The sequence below is a fragment of the Kocuria sp. ChxB genome (genome assembly GCF_044359605.1).
Taxonomy (GTDB): domain Bacteria; phylum Actinomycetota; class Actinomycetes; order Actinomycetales; family Micrococcaceae; genus Kocuria; species Kocuria rhizophila.
Genome location: NZ_CP121123.1, coordinates 1,958,794 through 1,981,802 on the forward strand (window position 1 = coordinate 1,958,794; position 23,009 = coordinate 1,981,802).

Below are 23,009 nucleotides of genomic sequence, written 5' to 3' on the forward strand. Positions count from 1 at the left end.
CTGGGCCCATGCAGAGCGAACCCGTGGATCCGAACCCCGCCGAGGCCCAGGTGGAGCGGTACCGCACCCTGGCCGCCGAGCACGCCTCGGGAGTGGGAGTGGTGTGCTCCCGGTACCGGGGCAAGGACCATGCGATCACCGTGACGGCCTTCGCGGACGTCTCCTACGACCCGCCCACCATGCTGGTGTGCCTGTACGACATGGGCAGGATGTGCGAGGCCGTGGAGAGCAGCGGCACGTGGACGCTGTCCCTGCTGGCCTCGGGTCAGCGCTCCGTGGCCAACTGGCTCGCGAGTCCCGGCAATCCCGTGGACGGGCTGCTGGACTCCGTCCCGTTCCACCGCACCGAGCGCACGGGCACCCCGGTGCTCGACGGCTGCCTGAGCTGGTTCGAGCTGGACACCGTCTCCGTACACACGGCGGCCACGCACCTGGTGGTGGTGGGCAGGGTCACCGCGATGGGCCGCGGCGCGGGGGCCGGTCCCACGGACCGTCCCCTGATCCACTACGCCAGGGAGTACAAGAGCATCGGATGACATGAAACCGAGCAGTGTCCCCCGACCGCCCGCCCCGGGCCGATCCTTGACAGCGCGCGGACGGAATGGCCCCGAGCGCGTGGCACCTGTGGGGCGAACGGCGGAGTTGCAGGTGCGAATCTGTCCCCCAAGGTGGCGCCGCTCTGCGCCGTGTGGCCCAGAATGTGGACCCTCGGGCGGTGTCATGCGGTGGCCGTCCCTGGCAGGATCGGAGGTGCAGGGAGAGACGAGGGCCGGGCCGACGACCCCGGAGCACCGCGGGAGAGGAACCCATGATCATGTCGGAGCGCGTCAGCGAGAGAACCCCCCAGGACACCACACCACAGAGCGGGGCGGAGTTGGAGGGTGTGCCCGCCACGGGGCGGGAGGCTGAAAGCGTGGCGGCGCACGCCGTGGATCTCGTGGCCCCCACGGAGGCGCTGCAGAGCGATCCCGGACTCACCGAGGGGTTCAAGTCCGCGTTCGGCCAGCACCCCGCGGGCATCGCCATCATCACGGTGGCCGGCCCGGAGGGCCCGGTGGGCCTCACGGCGTCCTCGGTGTCCTCGATCTCCGCGGACCCGCCCATCCTGGGGTTCTCCCTGCAGGCCAAGCGCGGCTCCGCCGCGGTGGTGGCCACCGCGGATTCGTTCATCGTCCACTTCCTGGACTCCGACAACGTGGAGCTGGCCCGTTCCTTCGCGATCTCCGGTGCCCCCCGCTTCGGGGAGGACATGGCCTGGGAGACCCTGCCCACAGGTGAACCCCGGCTCACGGGTGTGCGCCGCGTGCTGCGCGCCATTCCGCTGGCTCGCATCAAGGCCGGGCCCGCGCTGGTGTTCAACGCCGCGGTGGTGGACGTCCTGGGCGAGGAGGGCTCCGGCAGCCCCCTGGTGTACCACCAGCGCCAGTTCCACGGCCTGAGCCACAACTCGGTGCTGGACCTGCACCTCTAGTCCGGCCGGGGAGGTGCTGCGGCCCCTGCTGGGACCCGCGCAGAATGTTTCTGCAACATACATTGACGCATCATCAAAGTGTGCGTAATTTAGTTTCCGAAGCAAGCAAGTGGTCGGCGCAGCGCCGACCCACGAGACGCGGAGGAACGCACCCATGAACACACTCGACGGCATGACCACCGGAACCTGGACTCTCGACCCGGCGCACACCGAGGTGGGGTTCTCGGTCCGCCACGCCGGCATCTCCAAGGTCCGCGGCACGTTCGCAGGGGTCTCCGGCGAACTGACCGTGGCCGAGGACGCCGCCCGGTCCACCGGCCGGGTGGAGATCGAAATGGCCTCGGTGGACACCAAGAACGAGGCCCGCGACAACCACGTGCGCTCCGCGCAGTTCTTCGACGTGGAGACCTTCCCGCAGATGAGCTACGACATCAACGGCGTGCACCTGGACGGCGGGGAGGGCACGGTCACGGGCACCCTGACCCTGCGCGGGGTCTCCCGCGAGGTGGAGCTCGAGACGGAGTTCAACGGCGTGGCCGTGGACGCGTTCGGGACCACCCGGGCGGGCTTCACTGCCGCCACCACGATCTCCCGCAAGGAGTTCGGCATCACCTGGAACGCGGCCCTGGAGGGCGGCGGGGTCATGGTCTCGGACAAGGTCCGGATCGACCTGGACGTGGAGTTCATCGCTCCCGGCTCCGCGGCCTGAGACGCTCAGCAGTCTGAGCGGGTCCCCACCTCAGCGGCTCCGCCCCTGAGCGGTGCTCGTGATGTGCCGGTGCCCCCGATCCTCGACGGGGCGCCGGCACTGCTGCGTCCGGGAACCGCTGCGGTGCGCGGATGCCTCAGCCGTGTCCTGGTGCCGTGGCCCGTGCTCGGGATCGTGCGCCGTGCGAGCTGACGGGTCTCAGCGCAGCGACTGCATGATGAAGTAGATCAGGGGAACCAGTACGAGCCCCAGCAGCGCGATCCGGCGCACCCGCACTTCCATGCGCGCGGGGTTGATCCGAGGGGTGTGCTCGCGGGGGCCGGAACCGTTGTCGGTCTGAGAGCTGCCCTCGAGGTCATCGGCCTCCGTGAGGGGCCCCGGCGGCGTCGTCCCGGGTCCGTCGGGGTCGGAGCGGTCCCCGGGGCGCGGGCCCTGAGGCGTGCTCATCGCCACTGCGTGGTCATGATCAGCCCGGCGAGCATGAACCCGAGACCGATGAAGAGGTTCCACTCGCCGATCCCCGGGATGGGCACCAGGCCCTGGAACAGGTAGTAGGCGATGATCCACAGCAGCCCCACGATCATCAGGCCGATCATGATCACCTTGAACCACATGGGCGTGGGGCGGTACTCGGTGGCGCGGTGCTCGCGGGCCTCGGCCTTGGCGGCCTTCTCCTCGCGGCGCTTGGCCTGCCGGGCGGCCTTGATGCGGGCCTTGGCCTCCGCCGGGGTCTCCTCCGCGGTGTCCTCGGCGCCCACGGTGGCGGCCTGCGGGGCGGCGTCGCCCGCGCCGGTGGTGCTCGCCGCGTCCGACGACGCCGTGGCCGACGTCTGCGCGCTCGTCTTCTTCCTGCGCTTCCTGTGCTTCGTGGAAGGCGTGACAGCAGCGTCGGGCTCGTGGTCGGCCGCGGCGCCCGAGCCGGTTCCGGGGCCCTCGGCGAGCTCGGTGTCCGTCACCGCGTCCCGCGCCGAGACGGAGGTGGAACCGGTCTGGCGGGTGGCCGCACGCTCGAAGGAGGCCGCGGCGCTGTTGCGCGGCAGGATCTCCGCGGCGAGGGCGGCGAGCTCGCGGTCCTCCTCCGTGAGGCTGAACTGCTGTGTTTCGTCCTGGGCGTTGCGGGATCTACCGAAGCGCTTCTTGGGCTGCGACACTGCTGATCATTCCTCCTAGCGCGGGAGCGACCCGGCGCCGTGCGGGTGGGTCCGTGGCTCGCGCGGGCGCCCACCGGTGAACTCCGGGGCGGCGGCCCCGGCGTGACATCGCCGTTCAGTCTATCGCCCGCGCGGGCGTAGACTTGCGCGAGTTCTTTCAACCGGTGAACGCGCAGGAGTTCTTGAGTGTCTGTGAAGATCCTCGTCGTGGACAACTACGACAGCTTTGTCTACACGCTGGTGGGCTACCTCCAGCAGCTGGGTGCCCAGACCACCGTGGTGCGCAACGACGACCTCGACGTCCCCGCCGCCACCGCGCTAGCCGGTGAGCACCAGGGGGTCCTGCTGTCTCCCGGCCCCGGTGCTCCCGCGGACGCCGGGGTGTGCTCGGACCTCATCCTCTGGGCCGAACGCACCCGCACCCCGCTGCTCGGGGTCTGCCTGGGGCACCAGGCCCTGGGCGAGGTCTACGGCGCCCGGGTGGGCCACGCGCAGCAACTCATGCACGGCAAGACCTCCCAGCTGGTGCACCAGGGGGAGAGCGTCTTCGCCGGGGTCCCTTCACCGTTCACCGCCACCCGGTACCACTCGCTCGCCGTGGCCGCGGACACCGTCCCGGACTGCCTGGAGGTCACCGCCACCACGGACGACGGGCAGGTGGTCATGGGGCTGAGGCACCGCACCGCTCCGCTGCACGGCGTGCAGTTCCACCCGGAGTCCGTGCTCACCGAGGGAGGCTACCTCATGCTGGGCAACTGGCTCGAGGAGGTCGGCCAGGACGGTGCAGCCGCTGCTGCCGCGGGACTGTCCCCGCTCATGACGGCCTGACCCGCTGCGCCGAGCGGCGCTCCGTGCGAGAAGACCCGCGGTTCCCTGAGGGGCCGCGGGTCTTCTGCGTCTACCACCGTCTGCCGTTGCGACGAGCCCCCGCGGGAGCGGCCTCAGGGCTGGCAACCGTGGCCGGATGGAGAACAGTGCGACGGTGGAGGCGTCCCGCGGACGTCAGCGGCCGCTGCCGCTCGAGGCCGTGGGCCCGCCCGAGGGCTGCGCCTGGGTGGGCTTCGGAGTGGTCGTGGCTGTCTCCGCGGGCGCCGTGGGCTCCGTGGTCTCCTCCGGGGTCTGTGACGGCGTGGGGGACGGTTCGGTCTTCTTCGCCACCGTGAGCGTGATGGTAGAGCCCTGGCTCACTGACGAACCGGCGGGGGCGGACTGTGCGAGCACCGTTCCCGTCTCCGCGTCCTCCGTCTCGCGGATCTCCACGTTGGAGTTGAGCCGCACGTCCTCGGAGCGCAGGGCGTTCTCGGCGTCCGCGCGGCTGCGGCCCACCACGTCAGGGACCGTCACCTTTCCCGAGGACACCTGCAGCTTCACCGCGCTGTCCCTGACCACGGAGCTGCCGGGTGCGGGGTCCGAGGAGATCACCGCGTCCGCCGGCACGGTGGCACTGTTGACGGTGCTCACGGGGCCCACTGTGAGACCGGCGTGCTGGATGGACTCCCGGGCGTACTCGAGGGACTGGCCCACGATGTCTTCCGGGACCTTCACGTTCTCCGGTCCCTCGGACACCCTCACCACCACGGAGGAGTCCCGGTCCACCTCGGTGCCGGCGGCCGGGGACACTGCGATCACGTGCTTGTCCGGCACGGTGTCACTGTGCTCCGGGGTGAACGTGGGGTTCAGACCCGCGTCCCGCAGGGTGTTCTCGGCGGTGGTGCTGTCCATGCCCTCGACCTGGGGCACGGTCACCCGGGTCACCTGCTCCACCTGCTGGCTCTGCCACCACTGCACGCCCAGCACCGTCCCGGCCCCCAGCAGGGAGAGCAGCAGGACGACGACCAGGACGACGACCCAGCCACGCCGCCCGTGCCGCCGCTCGGGAACGTCGGCACCGGCGTCGTCGTCCGGCTCGAAGGGCCCGGGCCGCGGGGACGGCGTGGGCTCCGTGTCCTCGCTGCGCCCCGCCGCCGTGACGGCCCCGGCGGCGACCGCGGCTCCCACGGCGGGAAGGGTCTTGGTGTGGGAGTCCGCCAGGGCAGCGGCATCCGTGGGACTGATGGGCTGGGTGGCACCCAGATCGGCGGGCAGGGCGGCCCCGAGCTCCCGCAGGGCGCGTCGCATCTGACCGGCGTCCGCGAAGCGGTCCTGCGGGTTCTTGGCCAGGGCCCGTTCCATGAAGCGGTCCACGGCGGGCGGCAGCTGCGGGTTCAGGGCCGACGGCGCGGGCGGTGCGTCCCGCACGTGCTGCGCGGCGATCGCCACGGAGGACTCGCCCACGAAGGGCGCCCGGCCCGTGAGCATCTCGAACAGCACGCACGCCGCAGAGTAGAGGTCCGAGCGGGGGTCCACGGCGGCCCCGCGAGCCTGCTCCGGGGAGAGGTACTGCGCGGTGCCCAGCACCGCCTGGGACTGCGTGAGCGCCGCCTGGGTGTCCTCCACGGCGCGCGCGATGCCGAAGTCCATGACCTTCACGCTGCCGTCCGGGGTGACCTTCACGTTGGCGGGCTTGATGTCCCGGTGCACGATCCCCGCCCGGTGGCTGAAGGACAGCGCGTCCACTATCCCGAGCATGTACTCGACGGCCTCGGAGGGGGCCACCCCGGGACCGTGGATCAGCTCGCGCAGGGTCTCCCCGGGCACGTACTCCATCACGATGTACGGCCGCAGCACGCCGTCCGGGCTCTGCGGCCGGATCTCGCCGGTGTCGTAGATGGCCACGATGGAGTGGTGGTTCAGGGACGCGACCGCGTGCGCCTCGCGCTGGAACCGTTCGTGGAAGGTCTCGTCCGCCGCGAGCTCGGGGCGCAGGATCTTGATGGCCACCTGGCGGCCCAGCCGGACGTCCCGGCCCACGTGCACCGTGGCCATGCCGCCGCGGCCGATGACCTCGCCGACCTGGTAGCGGTCGTTGATCAGCTCGGGAACCGAAGACCCACCCATGCGCTCTACCCGTCCGTACCCGTGCCGGGGGAGGGAGCAACCACGGCACCCGTGTCCTGCGGGGCGGTGGAGTCCGTGGTGCCGTCAGCCTGCACGCCCTGTCCGTTGGTGACGCCGCCGTCCTGCGTGCCGCCGGAGGCACCGTTCTCGGGAGCGGCGCCGTTCGTCGCGCCGTTGCCCTCGGTGTTGGGAGCGGCAGGGGGGACCGAGTTGCCGGGAATCGCGGGCCCCTGGTCCGGGTCCTGCGTGGGCGCGGGCCGCGAGGGGGCAGGGGTGGCTCCGCCACCGGAGCCCTGGGTCGGAGCGGCCGCGGGATCCCATGCCACGTACATGACCACTGTGGAGCCGACCGCAACGTCCGTGCCGCCCGCGGGATCCGAGGAGACCACGGTGTTCGCGGGCCGTCCGGTGTCCCGCTGCAGGCGCTTGTCCACGTTCACGCCCATGGCGGTGATCTCGTTGGAGACCTGGTCCGCGTCCCGGCCCACGATGTTCTGGGGCAGGGTCACGGTGTTCTCCGGCGTGGGTGTCACGGTGGAGGAGGTCACGGTTCCCGGTGCCGGGGATTCTGCAGAGTCCCGTGTGGAGAAGAACCACACGCCCGCGAGCACGAGCACCGCGAGGAGCGCGAGCAGGGGGAGCAGCCACGCCCACACCGACCGTTCGGCCCTCTTCCCGGACGAGCCGTCCGACCCCCGGGTCTGCTCCACCGCGTCGAACTGCGCCGTGGACGGGTGGGCGCTGTACCGGGGGTCCGGGCGGTTCGCGGCCGCCGCGGAACTCGTGACGGCGGCGACCGACCCTGCCGTGCCGGGCATCGCGCGCGTGCTCGGCCCGGAGACCGGGGCCATCGCCTCGGTGGGCTGGTCGTCGGCGGAACCGGTGTCGGACAGCCACGGGCCCATGCCGGGCACCATGGTCACGGCGGAGGCCACGTCCCCGCGGCGCAGGGCGTCCACGGCGTTGGCGAGCTTGCCGGCGTTCTCCGGCCGGTCCTCGGGGTCCTTGGCCAGCATGGACATGATGAGCGCCCGCACCGGTTCCGGAACGGAGTCCGGCAGCGGCGGGGGGTTGTCGTTGACCTGGGCCAGGGCGATCGCGATCTGCGACTCCCCGGTGAAGGGCCGCCGCCCCGCGAGCAGCTCGTAGCCGATGATGCCCAGCGAGTAGATGTCGGAGGAGCCCGTGGCGGTCTGGCCCGTGGCCTGCTCCGGGGCGAGGTACTGGGCGGTGCCCATGACCTGGCCCGTGGCCGTCAGCGGCACCTGGTCCGCGAGGCGCGCGATGCCGAAGTCCGTGACCTTGACCCGGTTGTCCGGGGTGATGATCAGGTTGCCGGGCTTCACGTCCCGGTGCACCAGACCCTGCGCGTGGGCGGCCGCAAGGGCGCGCGCCGTCTGGCCGATGTAGTTGAGCACGGTGTCCGCGTCCAGCGACTTCTGCCGGTCGATGATGTTGGACAGCGGCTCGCCCGGCACGAGCTCCATGACCAGGAACGCGGAGCCCTCGTCCTCGCCGTAGTCGAAGACGTTCGCCACGCCGGGGTGGTTGAGCAGGGCCGTGTGACGGGCCTCGGCCCGGAACCGCTGCAGGAACGTGGGATCCCCGTTGTACTCGTCCTTGAGGATCTTCACGGCCACGATGCGGCCCAGGACCTGGTCCTTGGCCTTCCACACCTCGCCCATGCCACCGATGGCAATTCGTTCCGTGAGCGCGTAGCGACCGCCCAGAATGGTGCTCGACGATGGTCTCACTTGTTCAACACCGCCTCGAAGAGTTGCCGTGCGCTGGGGCTGGTCACGGTGGACCCTGTGGTGACGTCCACGTCCTCGACGACCACGGCCACTGCCAACTGGGGGTCATCGGCGGGCGCGAATCCAGTGAACCACGAATCGTTCAATCCGTCCTCGCCGGTCTCCGCCGTGCCGGTCTTGCCGGCCACCTTCACGCCGGGCACGGCCGCACCGGAAGCGATGCCGTTGTCCACCACGGAGGTCATCAGCTCGGTCACGGTCTGCGCGGTCTCCGCGTCCGTGGAGCGGCGCAGCTGCTCCGCCTTGAACTCGTCGATCACGGAGAGGTCCGAGGAACGGACGTTCTTGACCAGGCTGGGCTTCATCATCACCCCGTCGTTGGCGATCGCCGCGGAGGTCATGGCCACCTGCAGCGGGGTGGTGCGGACGTCGTACTGCCCGATCGAGGACAGGGCGAGCTGCGCCTGGTTCATCTCCTCGGGGAACACCGAGGGGGTCACCTCCAGCGGGATGCTCAGCTCCTGGCCGTAGCCGAAGTTCTCGGCGGTCTTGCGGATCTCGTCCTGCCCGAGTTCCATGGCGATCTGGGCGAACGGCGTGTTGCAGGACTGCTCCAGGGCGAACTGCAGATTCACCTGCGAGCGGGCCGCGCAGCCACCCTGGCGGTAGTTGGGCAGGGTCACGGTGGTGTCCGGCAGCGGCAGCTCGCTGGGGTTCGGGATCGTGGTGTCCGTGGTGTACTTCCCGGACTCCAGGGCTGCCACGGTGTCGATGAGCTTGAACGTGGAGCCGGGCGCGTAGAGGTCGCCGCCGATCGCGCGGTTCACGAGGGGCTGGGCGGGATCCGCGTTGAGCTGGTCCGCCGCGGCCACCACCTCGTCGGTGTTGTGGGAGGACATGGCGTTCGCGTCGTAGCTCTTGCGGGACACCATGGCCTTGATCTCGCCGGTCTTCGGGTCCACGGCCACGATCGAGCCGTTGTGACCCTCGAGCGCGTTGTAGGCCACCTTCTGCAGCTCCGAGTCCAGGGTCAGCTCCACGGACGCGCCCTTGGGCTGGTCGCCCGAGAACAGGGAGACCACGCGGTCGTAGAACTGGTCGTCGGAGGCCCCGGAGAGCTCGTCGCCCATGGCGGACTCCAGCCCCGTGGCGCCGTAGACCAGCGAGAAGTAGCCGGTGAGGTTGGAGTACATCGGGGAGTCCGTGTAGACGCGCTGGTGCTCGAAGTCGTCGCTCGACGGAACGGACTTGGCGATCTCCTGGCCGTCCACCAGGATCGAGCCCCGGTCCTGGCCGAACTGCTCGTAGAGGGTCCGGTTGTTCCAGGGGTTGGCCTGGAGGGCATCGGCCGCGAAGAACTGCACGTACGTCAGGGTCAGCAGCAGCACCATCACGATGCCCGCGACCATGAGCCACATCCTGCGGATCGCCTTGTTCACGGATTCCCTCCTTCCTCGTCGGCCGCGCGTCCGGTGCGCGAGTTCGGTTCTGCGGTCTCGTCGTGCGCCGACGACGCCGGGTGGGCCGTTGCGCCCTCCTCGCCCCGTGTGCCGCGCTCGGCGGCGTCCGTTCGGGTGGTGAGACGGGACATCACCTCGGTGGCCGAGCCCGGCCCCGCGGCGTCGTGCGCGGCGGCGTCGAGGGGCTCGGCGGACGAGGCCAGGGCGGCGGACGGTGTGCGCTGCGTGGCCGACTCCCGCTCGGCGGCGTCCCCGTCCTGGGCGCGCTGCTCCTCGCGGGCGCGGCGGCGTCGTTCGACCGACGCGAGGTCCTCGTCCGTGGCGGGGCCGGTGGCCACCGGGCGCCGGGCGCTGTGGGAGATGGCCAGCAGGATGGCCACGATGATCCAGTTGGAGAGCAGGGACGAACCGCCGGCGGACATGAACGGTGTGGTCAGTCCGGTCAGCGGCAGCAGGCGGGTCACGCCGCCCACCACGATGAACAGCTGCAGCACCATCAGCGCGGACAGCCCGCCCGCGAGCAGCTTGCCGAACGCGTCCCGGGTGCCGAGCGCCGCGCGCAGACCGCGCGAGGCGAAGAGCAGGAACATCACCAGGATGGCCGAGAGCCCGATCAGGCCGAGCTCCTCGCCGAACGCCGTGATGATCATGTCCGAGTTGGCATACGAGACGAGGTCTGGGCGGCCCTGCCCGAGCCCCTGGCCGAAGAGCCCGCCCGAGGCGAGGCCGAAGAGCCCCTGCACGATCTGGGCGGAGCCCCCGGGGGAGCGCGTGTAGACCTCGGGGTCGAACGCGGACAGCCAGGCGTCCAGGCGCAGGCTCACGTGGGAGAAGATGCGGCTCGCAGCGAAGCCGCCCACGAGCATGAGCACGAGGCCCAGCACGATCCAGCCCAGGCGACCGGTGGCCAGGTAGAGCATGGCCAGGAACAGGCCGAAGAACATGATGGCCGTGCCCATGTCCTTCTGCAGCACGAGCACCCCGATCGCGATGAGCCACGCGGCCAGCATGGGCGCGATGTCCTTGAAGCGCGGCAGCCGCACGGGCCCCACCTTGCGCCCCGCGAGCAGGATCAGGTCCCGGTTCATGGACAGGTACCCGGCGAAGAAGATGGCGAGCGTGATCTTGGCGATCTCACCGGGCTGGAACGTGCGTCCCGCCACGGAGATCCACAGCCGGGCGCCGTTGATCTCCACCCCGAGCCCCGGAATCATGGGCAGCAGGAGCAGCACCACGGACAGCAGCAGCATGGTGTAGGTGACGTTGCGCAGCCGGCGGTGGTCCTTGAGGAACCACAGCACCACGCAGCACGTGACCATTGCCACGGCGGTCCACACCACCTGGGTGTTCGCGGCGGTCTGGCCCGTGGAGAGGTCGATGCGGTGGATCATGGCCAGGCCCAGGCCGTTGAGCGCAACGGCAATGGGCAGCAGGTACGGGTCCGCGTACCGGCCTCGGATCCACAGCACCACGTGCACGAGCAGCGCGCCCCCGGCCAGGACGGCCCCGCTCACGATGATGTGGGTGGGGTCCTTCTCCAGCTGCTCGGGGTCCACCAGGATGTTGGCGCCCACGCCGAGGGTCAGGGCCATCAGCAGCAGCATCAGCTCGGTGATGCGCCGGGGTTTGGGCAGCACGGCAGGGTGCTGGGCGGGCGCGGCGGCCGGCGCGGCAAGGGTGCTCACGAGTCGTCACCCCCGGAGGAGCTCCGCCCCGGGCTCGGCGAGCCGCTGGCGCTGCGGGACGGATCGGGGGTGGGTGTGGTGACGGTCACCTTGCCGGTGGGGCGGGGCTCCGGGCTGCTCGAGTTCTTGAGCTCCACCACGATCTCCTCCGCCTCCTCGCGGCTCCCGGCGGGAATCGTGGCGCGCACCCGTTCCTGGGCGTACTGGGACAGGGAGTCCACGGGGATGTCCGTGGTGGAGTCGAGCTCGCTCAGCGCGATGGGACCCAGGCTCTGCGAGACGCCCTGGTAGACGGCCACCTTTCCCTGGTCCTCGCCCACGTAGTACTGCGACGACGTCCAGGCGCGGGCTCCCCAGCCGCCCAGCAGCAGCGCGACCGCCAGCACCACACCGCCGGCAATCCACGCGGCACGACGCCGCCTGGTCCCGGGCTCGGGGTCCTCGCCCTTGCGGCGCAGCAGGCTGCGCACCTCGGCGGGGTCGGTGGTCTCCTCCAGGGTGGAGGTGGAGAGCATGGTGGAGCGGCGCTGCATCGCGGAGTCGGAGACCGTGGGGATCCGGCCCGTCTGGGTGGCGTTGGCCGCCGCGCCCACCAGGAGGTGGGGGCGTTCGGCGAGGTCCTGGCGCAGCGCCGAGGCCGAGGACTGCGGTGGTTCCTGAGCGGCGGGGTCCTGGCGCCCGGGCTCGCGGTAGTCGTGCCCGCCACCGGCCACGGGCGAGTCGATCGGCCCGTTCCAGTGGTCCTCGAGCGCCTCGTAGGTCTCCACGCGCAGCCGCTCGTCCGAGGTGCGGGACTCGTCCGGCACGGCGCCGTGGCCCTCCCCGGTCATGGGGTGCGCCTCGTTGCCGTGGGGGATCTCGTCCACCTGCACGACCACCACGGTCACGTTGTCGGGGGCGCCGCGGTCCAGGGTGAGCTCCACGAGCGAGTTCACGATCTGGTTGAGGTCACCCGTGGAGCGCATCACGCTCTCGATGGTCCTGGCGTTGACCACGGCGTTGAGGCCGTCGGAGCACAGCAGCCAGCGCTCGCCCACGGCGGGGCGCACGGTGCGGACCTCGAGCTCCGGGGAGGCGTCCACGTCCCCGAGCACGCGCATCAGGACGTTCTTGTGGGGGTGGGTCTCGGCCTCCTCGGGGTGCAGCCGGCCCTCGTCGATGAGGCGCTGCACGAAGGTGTGGTCCGTGGTGACCTGCTGGAAGCCCTCGCTCTCGGAGAGCCGGTACGCGCGGGAGTCCCCGATGTGGGCCACGGAGATCTCGTCCCCGTCGATCAGCAGGGAGGTCACGGTGGTGCCCATCCCGCCCAGCCGAGGATTGGACTGCACGAGCTTCGCGAGGTTCTGGTTGGCGTTCTGGATCTCGTCCGCGAGCACGGTCTCGGCGTCGCCGTCGTGGCCCGCGTGGTCCAGGTGCGTGAGGTCGATCACCGCGGAGGCGGAGGCCACGTCGCCGCCCACGTGGCCGCCCATGCCGTCGGCGACGACGGCCAGGTACCGGCCCGCGTAGGCGGAGTCGTCGTTCTTGGAGCGCACGCGCCCCACGTCGGAGCGAGCGGCGTAGCGGAAGGCGATGGGCATGGGCTACGGCCTCAGTTCCATCACGGTGCGTCCCACGCGGAACGGGACACCCGGCTCCACGGCCGCGGCACGGGTCAGCTTCTGGCCCTGCACGAACGTGCCGTTGGTGGAGCCGAGGTCCTCCAGGAACCAGCGTGAGCCCTGCGGGAACAGGCGGGCGTGGCGGCCCGAGGCGTAGTCGTCCTCGAGCGGAACGGTGGCCTCGGGGGAGCGGCCGAGCATCACGGGCGCGGCGCCCAGCTGGTAGCTGCTGCCCGCGAGCGGGCCGTCGAGCACCACGAGCTGCTGGGGCCGGTGCCTGGAACCACCCGTCACGGGAGTGGCGGCAGCGGAGGGCTCAGCGCGACGACCGGAGGGCTCCTCGGTGGCCACGGCGGAGCGGGTGCGGCCGCGGGATCGCGAGCGGGCCTTGCCGCTCACGCTGAGGTCGCGGGCCTGGGAGAAGACCACGGCGGCGATGAACAGCCACAGCAGGGCCAGGAAGCCGAACTGCAGCAGGGTCACGGTCAGTTCGGACACGTCAGCGCCTCTCCTTCGGGACCAGCAGCCGGAAGACCAGCCTGGTGCGTCCCATGGTGATCACGGAGCCGTCCACGAGCTGGGCGCGGCCCTGGATCCTCTGGCCGTCCACGGAGGAGCCGTTGGTGGAGCCGAGGTCCACAGCCAGGTAGTTCTGGCCCTGGCGACGGATCTCCAGGTGCTTGCGGGAGACCCCGGTGTCCTCCACGGTGATGTCCGCCTCCGCGGAACGGCCCACGCTCACGCTCGGGGCGTTGAGGGAGAAGCGCTCGGAGCCCACTTCGATCACGGGCACGGCGTTCGGCGCGGACCGGGGCACCACGGGTTCCGGAGCGGGCGGGACGGGGGCGGCGTCGTCGTGGCCGGGTGCGGCGTACCCCTGGGCGTGCGGCGCGGGCGCCGGGGGCTGCGGGGCTCGCGCGGAGGTCCCCGCGTCCGCGGGTGCCTGCGGGGTGCTGGTGCGCTCGAAGGACGAGAGGATCCGGAACTCGCCGGTCTCCAGCTCGGGCTCGCGCACGAAGCTCACCCGCACCGCGCCCTGGAGGGTGTAGGCCTGGGACCGGGCGTGGCGGATGACCACGTCGCACAGCTCCTCCGCCAGCTGCACGCCCCACTCCTGGGCTCGCGGGAAGTCGTCGTCCGAGAACTCCACGGTGAAGACGTTCGGTGCCATGGTGCGCCCGCCGGAGACTCCGAAGGACTCCTGGTCCAGTTCGCGGCGCAGCGCGCTCGCGATCTCCACGGCCTCGACGCGCTTGCGCGACCCCGCGGTGAAGGCGGTGCGCACGGCCTTCTCGATGCCGTTCTCGAGTCCGGTCCAGAAACCCATTCCGCCTCCTTTCTCGCTCGGCCAGTGGCGGCGTTCTCCGTGCCGCCGCGGGGGTGCGGTGGGGCACACGGTCGTGGGCAGTTCCCAGAATAGTAACCGGCCGGACTGGGCGGGTGGTGACAGCCCGGCCCGTGCACCGCAGTGCGCCCCGCCGTCCGGGGAATTCGACTCCGGGGCCGGGCGCGTCGTCCGGGTGACCCTCCCGGTGTCGCGGTGGCCGGCCCCGAGCCTCGTGGGGCACCCCCGGTCAGGGCAGGGACGCGGCGAGCTCCACGGCCTCCTTGATGGCGCGCTTGGCGTCGAGCTCGGAGGCCACGTGCGCTCCGCCCACCACGTGCACGGGACGCTCGCCCTGCAGCTCGTCCACGAGCTCCGCACGGATCTCCTGGCCCGCGCACAGCACCACGGTGTCCGCGGGCACCAGCAGCTTCCGCAGTGCGGGGGCCTCGGCCACCGCCGTGGTTCCCGCCGCACGCGCCGTGCCACCGGCCCCGGCCCCGGACGACGCCGCACGGCCGGCTTCCGGGGCCGCCGCACCCGGTTCCGGCACAAGCACGTGGACGCCCTGCTCGTCGATCCGCTGGTACTGCACGCCGGTGACGAACTGCACGTCCGCCATGCGCAGCTCGGCGCGGTGGATCCAGCCCGTGGTGGTGCCCAGTCGCGCTCCCGGCTTGCCCGGGGTGCGCTGCAGGACGCTCACGCGGCGCAGGGGCGCGGCGGGGGCGGGGCGCAGCAGTCCGCCGCGCGCTTCGAGGGTGCGGTCCACGCCCCACTCCTCGTAGAAGTCCGCGCGGGGGTCGTGCGTGAGGAAGTGGGCCACGTCGAAGCCGATGCCGCCGCCGCCGATGATCGCCACGCGCTCACCCACCGGCGCTCCGCCCAGGACCTCCTTGTAGCCGAGCACGGTGGGTCCGTCCTCGCCGGGGATCCCGGGCACCCGCGGATTCACCCCCGTGGCCAGCACCACCCGGTCCGCGAACTCCAGGTCCGCGGCGGTGGCGGTGCGGCCCGTGTACACCGTGACACCGAGCTCCGCCAGGCGGGTGCGGAAGTAGCGGATGGTGTGGGCGTAGTCCTCCTTGCCGGGGATGAGCCGGGCCAGCTGGAACTGGCCTCCGATCTCGGTGTGCTCCTCGAACAGGGTCACCCGGTGCCCGCGCTGCGCGGCGGCCTCCGCGAACGCCAGACCGGCGGGGCCCGCGCCCACCACGGCGATCTGCTCGGCCGTGCGGGTGGGCCCCAGGACGAGCTCGGTCTCGCGCATGGCCCGCGGGTTGACCAGGCAGGACATCCGTTTGCCCGAGAAGGTGTGGTCCAGGCACGCCTGGTTGCACGCGATGCACGTGTTGATCTCGTCCGGGCGGTTCTCACGGGCCTTGGACACGAAGGACGGGTCCGCCAGGAACGGGCGGGCCAGGCACACGAGGTCCGCGTCCCCCCGCTCGATCACGGCCTCGCCGATCTCCGGGGTGTTGATGCGGTTGACCGCGGCCACGGGGATCTCCAGGTGCTCACGCAGCGCGCGGCTCACCCACGTGAAGCCGGCGGGCGGGACGCTCGTGGCGATCGTGGGGATCCGCGCCTCGTGCCAGCCGATGCCCGTGTTGACGATCGACGCGCCGGCGGACTCGACCTCCCGCCCCAGCGCGAGCACCTGCTCGAACTCCTGGGCGTCCGGGACCAGGTCCAGGGCGGAGAGCCGGTACATCACGAGGAAGTCCGGGCCGGCGACCTCGCGCACCCGCCGCACGACCTCCACGGCGAAGCGCCGCCGGGCCTCGGGGGAGCCGCCCCAGCGGTCCGTGCGCTGGTTGGTGTGCGCCACCAGGAACTCGTTGATCAGGTAGCCCTCCGAGCCCATGATCTCCACGCCGTCGTAGCCGGCCCGCTGCGCGAGACCCGCGGCGCGCGCGAAGTCCTCCACGGTCCGCTCCACGTCCTCGGTGCTCAGCTCGCGCGGGGTGACCTTGTTGATCGGCGCGCGGAGAGGGGAGGGTGCCACGGCGTCCGCGTGCATGGCGTAGCGGCCGCTGTGCATCAGCTGCAGGGCGATCAGGCCACCCTCCGCGTGCACGGCGTCGGTGACCGTGCGGTGCGGGGGCAGCTGCGACTCCTCGCTCAGGTGCGCCCCGCCCTCGCGGGCGGCACCCTCCCGGTTGGGGGACACGCCGCCCGTGACGATCAGTCCCGCTCCGCCGCGCACCCGCTCCACGTAGAAGTCCGCGAGCTCCTGCTCACCGCCCGGGGTCTCCTCCAGGCCGGTGTGCATGGACCCCATGATCACGCGGTGCGGCAGGGTCAGGGAGCCCACGCGCAGCGGGGACAGAAGGTGGGGGTAGGCAGTCATCCGATACTCCAGGTCTCAGGTATTTTCTCCACCCTAGAGTGCGTGAGCAGGATCACCAATCCCGCGGGAGGCGCGGGCGACGTCGTCCGCACCCTGGTGCGCTCGCCCTCGGCTTGTTATTCTGAATTCATCACAATAAGTCGGGCCCGGTGCTATCCCGCGCTGGCAGCCGCGACTCCACCAGGAGGTTGTCATGGCCAAGAAGTCCACCAGGAACGCCGATTTCACCGTCCCGGGTCTCACCACCGCGCAGGGCCACGCCGTCGCGGAGATCCTGCAGCAGCGCCTGCACGCCCTCAACGACCTGCAGCTGACCCTCAAGCACGCCCACTGGAACGTGGTGGGCCCCAACTTCATCGCGGTGCACGAGATGCTGGACCCGCAGATCGACGAGGTCCGTGGCTACGTGGACGACCTCGCGGAGCGCATGGCCACCATGGGCGTGTCCCCCAACGGTCTGCCCGGCGCCATCGTGGCCGAGCGCACGTGGGACGACTACGACATCAACCGCGCGCCGGGCGTGGAGCACCTCGCCGCGCTGGACCTCGTGTACGACGGCGTCATCTCGGACCACCGCGAGGCGCTGGCCCGCGTGAGCGACGTGGATCCCATCACCGAGGACATGCTGATCGGCCAGGTCCGCGGCCTCGAGCTGTTCCAGTGGTTCATGCGCTCGCACATCGAGTCCGGCACGGGCGTGCTGGACCACGCGGGGGCCCGCACGGAGAAGACCGCGGCGAAGTCCGCCACCGGGGGCAAGGGCGCGGCCAAGTCCTCCCGCACCTCGGCCAAGGGCTCCAAGAAGAAGTAGGCCCACCCGTCCAGGAACCCGCAACGGCCCCGGGGATCGCCCCGCGCGACCCCCGGGGCCTTCGCGTGTGTGCGCGCCCACGGAACGGGCCGCGCGCCCCGCTCTGCCCCGCGGGGCTCTTCTCCCCGCACCCCCTGCCACCATGCGCACGAGCCGGCTGGTCTCCGTGCGTGCCCGGTCGCTGCACGTCCCAGTCCCGGCACGCCTCCCGCGCCCCGTACGACGACGCCGCCGGGCACCCAGGGGTGCGCGGCGGCGTCGTGGGCCCGGCGGAGCGGGTTCAGAAGGTGAGGCCGAAGACCCACACCCCCAGGGTCATGGTGGTGATGGTGATCAGTACCAGGGCGATGAGGTTGAGCCACACGCCGCCCCGGATCATCTGGCTCACCGTCACGTAGCCCGAGCCGAACGCAATGGCGTTGGGCGGGGTGGCCACGGGGAGCATGAACGCGCACGTCGCGGCCAGCGCCACCGGAATGGCCAGCAGCATGGGGTCCACGCCGATGCCCATGGCCACGCCACCCGCCACGGGCAGGAACGTGGCCGCGGTGGCGGTGTTGGAGGTGAGCTCGGTGAGCAGCAGGATGCCGCCCGCCATGAGCAGCACCAGCAGCACCACGGGCAGGCCGCCGAGGCCCTGGACCTGCTGGCCGATCCACTCGGTGAGCCCCGAGGTGGAGAACTGGGCGGAGAGCGCCAGGCCGCCGCCGAACAGCAGCAGCACGCCCCACGGCAGCTTGACCGCGGTCTCCCAGTCCAGCAGCCGGACGCCCGGTGCGGCGCCGGCGGGGCACAGGAACAGCAGCAGGCCCACGGCCACCGCGATCCCGGCGTCCGAGATCATGGGGTCGTCGAAGAGGATGGGCACCAGGATCCACGCCGCGGCGGCCAGCACGAACAGCGCGAGCACGCGCTTCTCACCCGAGGACATGGGGCCGAGCTTGTGCAGCTCCTCGCCGATCAGCTCCTTGCCGCCGGGGATCTCGCTGATCTCGGGCTTGAAGAGCACCTTGGTGAGCAGCAGCCAGCACAGGGCCATGAGCACCACGGCCAGGGGAACGCCCACGAGCATCCACTGCCCGAAGCCGATCGTGATGTCGTGCGCGTCCGAGAGGTAGCCCGCCATGAGCGTGTTGGGAGGGGTGCCGATGATCGTGCCCAGGGAGCCGATGGACGCCGAGTACGCGATGCCGAGCATCAGGGCGGTGCCGAAGTTGGACTTGACCACCTCCTCCTTGAGCTGGTCGTCCTGCAGGTCCACCTCCCCGGTGTCGCGGGAGCCCCCCACCTCTGCGGTGGCCGGGGCGGTCTCCCCGTCACCCGAGCCGATCTTGGTCACCAGCAGCAGCACGGACACGCCGATCGGCAGCATCATCACGGCCGTGGCGGTGTTGGACACCCACATGGACAGGAAGCCCGTGGCCACCATGAACCCGGCGACCATCTGGGAGGGCTTGGTGCCCATGACCTTGACGGTGAGCAGCGCGATGCGCCGGTGCAGGTTCCACCGCTGCATGGCCAGGGCCAGCAGGAACCCGCCCATGAACAGGAAGATGATGTTGTTGCCGTAGGAGGCGCCCACCTTGTCGAGCGTGATGTCCTCGCCCAGCGTGGGGAACACCACCAGGGGGATCAGCGCCGTGGCGGGCAGCGGCAGCGCCTCGGTCATCCACCACACGCCCATGAGCACGGCGGTGGCCGCGGTGAGCTTGGCGTTGTGGGGCACGTCCTGCGGCATCAGCGCGTAGATGGCCGCGGCGAGGGCGAGACCCGCGAGCAGTCCCAGCAGCCGGATCGTGCGGGTGTGCGGCTTCTCGGCCGGAGCCCGCTCACCCGGGGACTGGAAGTTCACCTCCTCGCCGCGGTGCGGATCCGGGTCGAGGTTCTTCAGGTGTGCGCCGGGCACGGCCGGGTGGCTCATGGTGTTCTCCACATCGTCGTGGGAAAGGGGATCCCCTCCAGCGTAGGTGAGGGCGGGGGAGGGGACCCCGGGGCCGCGCCGGGCCGGCCCCGCGTGTCAGGTTGTGAACGCGCCGGACCGGCCGGTCGAGGGGGCGCACCGGCCGGAGACACGGGGCCCACGGCGGTCGCGGACCGCGCGTCCGCGTGCGCGGCCGCCCGAGGCGGGGCCGGCGACGAGCCAGCGCCCTGCCCGCACGAACGGACCCCGCCACCCGGGGCGGGTGACGGGGGCGCGGTGCGCGGGCGGCGTCGTGCGCCGGAACGGCGTCAGGAGACGGTGGCCACCCGGATGGTCTCGGGCAGCGCGCGGATCGCGGTCACCACGTCCTCGGTGACCCCGTTGCCGCAGTCCGTGACCAGGTAGCCCATCTGGGCCTTGGTCACGAGCTGCTGGCGGTCCACGTTGATCCCGTGCTCGCCGAGCACCGAGTTCACGCGCGCCAGCACGCCGGGAACGTTGCTGTGGATGTGCAGCAGGCGCGTGCCGCGGATCTCCGGGTCCAGCTGGACCTCGGGGAAGTTCACGGACAGGCTCGTGGTGCCGTAGCGGCAGTAGTCCACCAGCTTGCCGGACACGAAGCCCCCGATGTTCTCCTGGGCCTCCGCCGTGGAACCGCCCACGTGCGGGGTGAGGATCACGTTGGGCAGTCCCTGCAGCGGGGAGACGAAGGGCTCCCCGGCGGCCTTGGGCTCCGAGGGGTAGACGTCCAGGCCCGCGCCGGCCAGGTGGCCCGAGACGAGCGCCTCGTGCAGCGCCTCGATGTCCACCACGTGGCCGCGCGAGAGGTTGAGGAAGATGGAGCGGGGTCGCATCTGGCGGAACTGCTCCCGGCCGAACATGGCGGTGTTGGACTCGCGCCCGTCCACGTGCAGCGTGACGGTCTCCACGCAGGAGAGCAGCTGCTCCAGGGAGTCGCACCTGGTGGCGTTGCCCATGGCCAGGCGGTCCTCGACGTCGTAGTAGTAGACGTCCATGCCGAAGGTCTCCGCGACCACGGAGAGCTGCTTGCCGATGTTGCCGTAGCCCACGATGCCGAGCGTGCGGCCGCGGACCTCGTGGGAGCCCTCGGCGGACTTGTTCCACACGCCCTGGTGCACGGCGGCGTTCTTGTCCGTGAGGTGGCGGGCCAGGGCGATGATCTCCGCGAGCGCGAGCTCCACCACGGAGCGGGTGTTGGAGAACGGGGCGTTGAACACGGCCGTGGCGGTGTCCGTGGCCGCCGTGAGGTCGATCTGGTTGGTCCCGATGCAGAACGCGCCCACGGCCAGCAGCTGCGGGTGGGCCTCCAGGACCTCACGGGTGACCCGCGTCTTGGACCGGATGCCCAGCAGTTCCACGCCCTCCAGGGCGGTGAGCAGCTCCTCGGGGTCCAGGGCACCCTTGCGGGTCTCGACCTCGAACCCCCGGCTGCGCAGGGCGTCGACGGCGTCGGTGTGGATGTTCTCGAGCAGTAAGGCCTTCACGCTGTCATCCTACGGTCCGGGTTCGTGGCCCTCCGCCCCGTGACCGGGCACGACGCCGCCGGGCCGGGGTGACCTGCGGACGGGCACGACGCCGCGGGGCCGGGGTCGTTGCCCCGGCGCCGGACGTGCAGCGCGGCGGGAAGCCGTGCGGGCGGCGTGGTGACGGCATGCGCGCGGCCCCCGCCGAGAAGCGGGGCCGCGCGGTGCGGATGCGGGATCAGACCTCGCATCCAGGTCTCAGGACCGGAATCAGCCGGCGATGCCGAAGGCCTTGAGGAACTCGAGAACGATGCCGGCAACGGTGCCGAGGGACTGGATGATGGAGGTGAAGATGTCCATGGTGCGTGTCCTTTGCTGTTGAACGTCGGTGACATGTACCGGGCCATCCCCGAGCGGATGCTGATCCGTTCTGACCCGGTGGTAACTACGCTACGGAGCCGCCCCGGTCGGGACCACCGACCACCGGCCAGATCTGGGCTGGACCCCCGGCCAGGCCCGGACTGGCCGATCGGCCAGTCCGCCGTCCCCCGCCCGGGGGACAGGTCCGGAACCTTTTCCTGGTGCGTGTGGCGCTCAGTCCTGGTAGGCCCGCAGCAGCCGCTCGCGGACCGCGTCCATGCCGTACTCCCGGGCAATGGTGTCCCGTGCCGCCCGCCCGGTGCGTTCCCGCAGGTCGGGGTCGGACAGCAGCTCTGCGAGTGCGCGTTCGAGATCCGGCTGCGAGTCGTCCACCACCGCCCCGGAGCCGGTGCGCCGCACCGTGTCCGCCAAACCGCACGTGTCCGTGATGACCACGGGGAGCCCGGAGGACATGGCCTCCAGCACGGACATGGGGTACGGCTCGTCCACCGAGGGCAGCACGTAGAGGTCCGAGTCCCGCATCCACTGCGCGGCACCCGCGGAGTCCACCGGGCCCGCCCAGGTGAGGCGGTCCCCGAGTTCCGCGTCCGTGATCGCGCGGCGCACTGCGTCCCCCTGTCCCTCGTCCGGGCCCACCAGAGTGAACGTGGCGTGCGGGAAGCGCTGCGCGAGCGAGCGGGCCGCGGCCACGAACGCGAGCGGACGCTTGCGCTCCTGCAGGCGGGCGAGGAACAGCACCCGGCAGGTCCCGTCCGTCCTCGCCGTGCGCGACCGTGCGCCCACGGGCATGCCGTTGTGCAGCTCCATGAGGTTCACGGGACCGCGCGCCACCTGTGCCACTTCCCGCTGCTCCCGCGGCGTCAGGTGGAAGATGCGGTGCGCGTCCCGCAGCACGCGCCGGGTCAGGGCGGCGTCCAGCGGACCCGCGAGCGGGTTCTCCGACGGGTCGATCATCCCGTGGGTCTGCACCACCGTCCGGGTGCCCGCGCGCTGCGCGAGCCACGCCGCGGGCAGGGTCAGCAGGTCCCGGGCCATGTGCACGTGCACCACGTCCGCGCTCGGGGCCACCCGGCGCACCCACGAGAGCATCGCGGGGGACGTCAGCCCCGCGAAGCCCGCGCCCGGCAGCACGAAGTGCGGCGGGAACAGGGCCGTGCGCACGCCGTCGCGCTCCGTGGGCAGCGGTGTGCCCAGCTCGGAACCGGTGGCCGCGAGCACGACGTCGTGGCCGGCGTCGGCCAGGGCACGGCACTGGTTGAAGGCCACCGTGGTGGGCCCCCCGTACGCGTTGGTGCCCGAGACGAGGGCCACGATCTGCAGGATCCGCATGCCGCTCACGCCCTCGCGGCCACGGGGGCCAGGACGCGCTCGCCGGCCGGGACGTCCCGGGTGACCAGGGCGGTGGCGCCCACCACGGCGCCCTCGCCCACGGTCACGCCGCGCAGGACCGTGGCGCGCAGGGCGATCCACGCGCCGTCGCCCACGGTGATGGGCGCGTTGTCGAACTCGAACGCGGGGTCGTCCGCGCGGTGGCTGCCCGTGCACAGCATGGCGCCCTGCGAGATGCACACGTCCGAGCCGATCGTGACGGGCTCCAGGTTCAGCAGCCACGCGCCGACGCCGATCCACGAGTTCTCGCCCACGCTCAGCTTCCAGGGCCAGTGGATCCGCACGTCGTGACGGATCAGGGTGCCCTCCCCGATCTGGGCCCCGAACGCGCGCAGGATGCGCGTGCGCACGCGCGGAGGGCACAGCACGGAGCGCTGCAGCGGCTCCGCGACGAGTGCCCACGCCGCGCACTGGAGGGTGCTGCGGCCCTTGTCGTAGCCGCGGCCCGTGAATGTGGCGAGGCGGCGTCGGTGGTGTGTCATGTTCTCTCCCCCTGGTGTGACGAGCAGTCCGTGCTCGTGACTGTTCCTGCGGCCGGGTCCGTGCTCCCCAGCACTCCGCGGCCGCTGCGCCCCAGC

General features: G+C 71.6%; 19 protein-coding genes. 5 read left to right on the forward strand and 14 right to left on the reverse strand.

The window, feature by feature from the left end; genetic code table 11:
- The first annotated feature begins 8 nt into the window (after positions 1-8).
- The 3 genes from P8S73_RS08690 to P8S73_RS08700 all read left to right on the forward strand — a co-directional run bounded on the left by P8S73_RS08690 (position 9) and on the right by P8S73_RS08700 (position 2,180).
- On the forward strand, positions 9-536 hold the full coding sequence (locus tag P8S73_RS08690; protein ID WP_039101334.1) for a flavin reductase family protein: 528 nt from the start codon (positions 9-11) through the stop codon (positions 534-536).
- A 272-nt stretch (positions 537-808) separates the two neighbouring features.
- The gene (locus P8S73_RS08695; RefSeq protein WP_019311019.1) at positions 809-1,471 is read left to right on the forward strand and encodes a flavin reductase family protein; all 663 of its coding nucleotides are present in this window, start codon (positions 809-811) and stop codon (positions 1,469-1,471) included.
- A gap of 154 nt (positions 1,472-1,625) precedes the next feature.
- Entirely contained in the window at positions 1,626-2,180 is a 555-nt protein-coding gene (locus P8S73_RS08700; RefSeq protein ID WP_039101336.1) for a YceI family protein, read from the forward strand.
- Between the two features lie 198 nt (positions 2,181-2,378).
- On the opposite strand, the gene P8S73_RS08705 is transcribed toward P8S73_RS08700, so the two are convergent.
- Entirely contained in the window at positions 2,379-2,627 is a 249-nt protein-coding gene (locus P8S73_RS08705) for a hypothetical protein (protein ID WP_124109503.1), read from the reverse strand.
- On the reverse strand, positions 2,624-3,331 hold the full coding sequence (locus P8S73_RS08710) for a cell division protein CrgA (RefSeq protein WP_052239279.1): 708 nt from the start codon (positions 3,329-3,331) through the stop codon (positions 2,624-2,626). Before P8S73_RS08710 ends, P8S73_RS08705 begins: the two co-directional genes overlap by 4 nt.
- A gap of 186 nt (positions 3,332-3,517) precedes the next feature.
- Between P8S73_RS08710 and P8S73_RS08715 the strand changes: the two genes are divergently transcribed.
- Entirely contained in the window at positions 3,518-4,159 is a 642-nt protein-coding gene (locus P8S73_RS08715) for an aminodeoxychorismate/anthranilate synthase component II (protein ID WP_059281469.1), read from the forward strand.
- A gap of 174 nt (positions 4,160-4,333) precedes the next feature.
- On the opposite strand, the gene pknB is transcribed toward P8S73_RS08715, so the two are convergent.
- The 8 genes from pknB to P8S73_RS08755 all read right to left on the reverse strand — a co-directional run bounded on the left by pknB (position 4,334) and on the right by P8S73_RS08755 (position 16,445).
- Positions 4,334-6,268, reverse strand: coding sequence for a Stk1 family PASTA domain-containing Ser/Thr kinase (pknB, locus tag P8S73_RS08720; protein WP_124109504.1), 1,935 nt, complete (start codon positions 6,266-6,268; stop codon positions 4,334-4,336).
- Positions 6,269-6,273: 5 nt separating this feature from the next.
- On the reverse strand, positions 6,274-8,022 hold the full coding sequence (locus P8S73_RS08725; RefSeq protein WP_059281467.1) for a protein kinase: 1,749 nt from the start codon (positions 8,020-8,022) through the stop codon (positions 6,274-6,276).
- Positions 8,019-9,461: a penicillin-binding protein 2 gene (locus P8S73_RS08730; RefSeq protein ID WP_039101341.1), complete on the reverse strand. Its 1,443-nt coding sequence runs from the start codon at positions 9,459-9,461 to the stop codon at positions 8,019-8,021. The genes P8S73_RS08725 and P8S73_RS08730 overlap by 4 nt, the downstream gene beginning before the upstream one ends.
- Complete coding sequence (locus tag P8S73_RS08735; RefSeq protein WP_059281466.1) at positions 9,458-11,167, reverse strand: FtsW/RodA/SpoVE family cell cycle protein; 1,710 nt, start codon at positions 11,165-11,167, stop codon at positions 9,458-9,460. Before P8S73_RS08735 ends, P8S73_RS08730 begins: the two co-directional genes overlap by 4 nt.
- Positions 11,164-12,747 carry a PP2C family serine/threonine-protein phosphatase gene (locus tag P8S73_RS08740; RefSeq protein ID WP_047979307.1) on the reverse strand — a complete coding sequence of 528 codons (1,584 nt, stop codon included), beginning with the start codon at positions 12,745-12,747 and terminating at the stop codon, positions 11,164-11,166. Before P8S73_RS08740 ends, P8S73_RS08735 begins: the two co-directional genes overlap by 4 nt.
- A 3-nt stretch (positions 12,748-12,750) precedes the next feature.
- A complete protein-coding gene (locus tag P8S73_RS08745) occupies positions 12,751-13,266 on the reverse strand; it encodes an FHA domain-containing protein (RefSeq protein ID WP_047979306.1) in 516 nt (171 codons plus the stop codon).
- Position 13,267: 1 nt separating this feature from the next.
- Entirely contained in the window at positions 13,268-14,095 is an 828-nt protein-coding gene (locus P8S73_RS08750; protein WP_019311030.1) for a DUF3662 and FHA domain-containing protein, read from the reverse strand.
- Between the two features lie 247 nt (positions 14,096-14,342).
- Complete coding sequence (locus P8S73_RS08755) at positions 14,343-16,445, reverse strand: NADPH-dependent 2,4-dienoyl-CoA reductase (RefSeq protein ID WP_124109507.1); 2,103 nt, start codon at positions 16,443-16,445, stop codon at positions 14,343-14,345.
- A gap of 193 nt (positions 16,446-16,638) precedes the next feature.
- On the opposite strand from P8S73_RS08755, the gene P8S73_RS08760 reads away from it, so the two are divergent.
- Positions 16,639-17,256, forward strand: a complete 618-nt coding sequence (locus P8S73_RS08760) for a Dps family protein (protein ID WP_047979305.1) — start codon at positions 16,639-16,641, stop codon at positions 17,254-17,256.
- Between the two features lie 280 nt (positions 17,257-17,536).
- Here P8S73_RS08760 and P8S73_RS08765 read toward each other — a convergent pair whose 3' ends face one another.
- The 4 genes from P8S73_RS08765 to P8S73_RS08780 form a co-directional block, all read right to left on the reverse strand.
- Positions 17,537-19,177, reverse strand: coding sequence for a DASS family sodium-coupled anion symporter (locus P8S73_RS08765; protein ID WP_050899526.1), 1,641 nt, complete (start codon positions 19,175-19,177; stop codon positions 17,537-17,539).
- Positions 19,178-19,485: 308 nt separating this feature from the next.
- A complete protein-coding gene (gene serA / locus P8S73_RS08770; RefSeq protein ID WP_019311034.1) occupies positions 19,486-20,682 on the reverse strand; it encodes a phosphoglycerate dehydrogenase in 1,197 nt (398 codons plus the stop codon).
- Positions 20,683-21,255: 573 nt separating this feature from the next.
- On the reverse strand, positions 21,256-22,371 hold the full coding sequence (locus P8S73_RS08775; protein ID WP_135010688.1) for a glycosyltransferase: 1,116 nt from the start codon (positions 22,369-22,371) through the stop codon (positions 21,256-21,258).
- 5 nt (positions 22,372-22,376) lie between these two features.
- Positions 22,377-22,913: a DapH/DapD/GlmU-related protein gene (locus P8S73_RS08780; protein WP_019311037.1), complete on the reverse strand. Its 537-nt coding sequence runs from the start codon at positions 22,911-22,913 to the stop codon at positions 22,377-22,379.
- Positions 22,914-23,009: the final 96 nt, after the last annotated feature.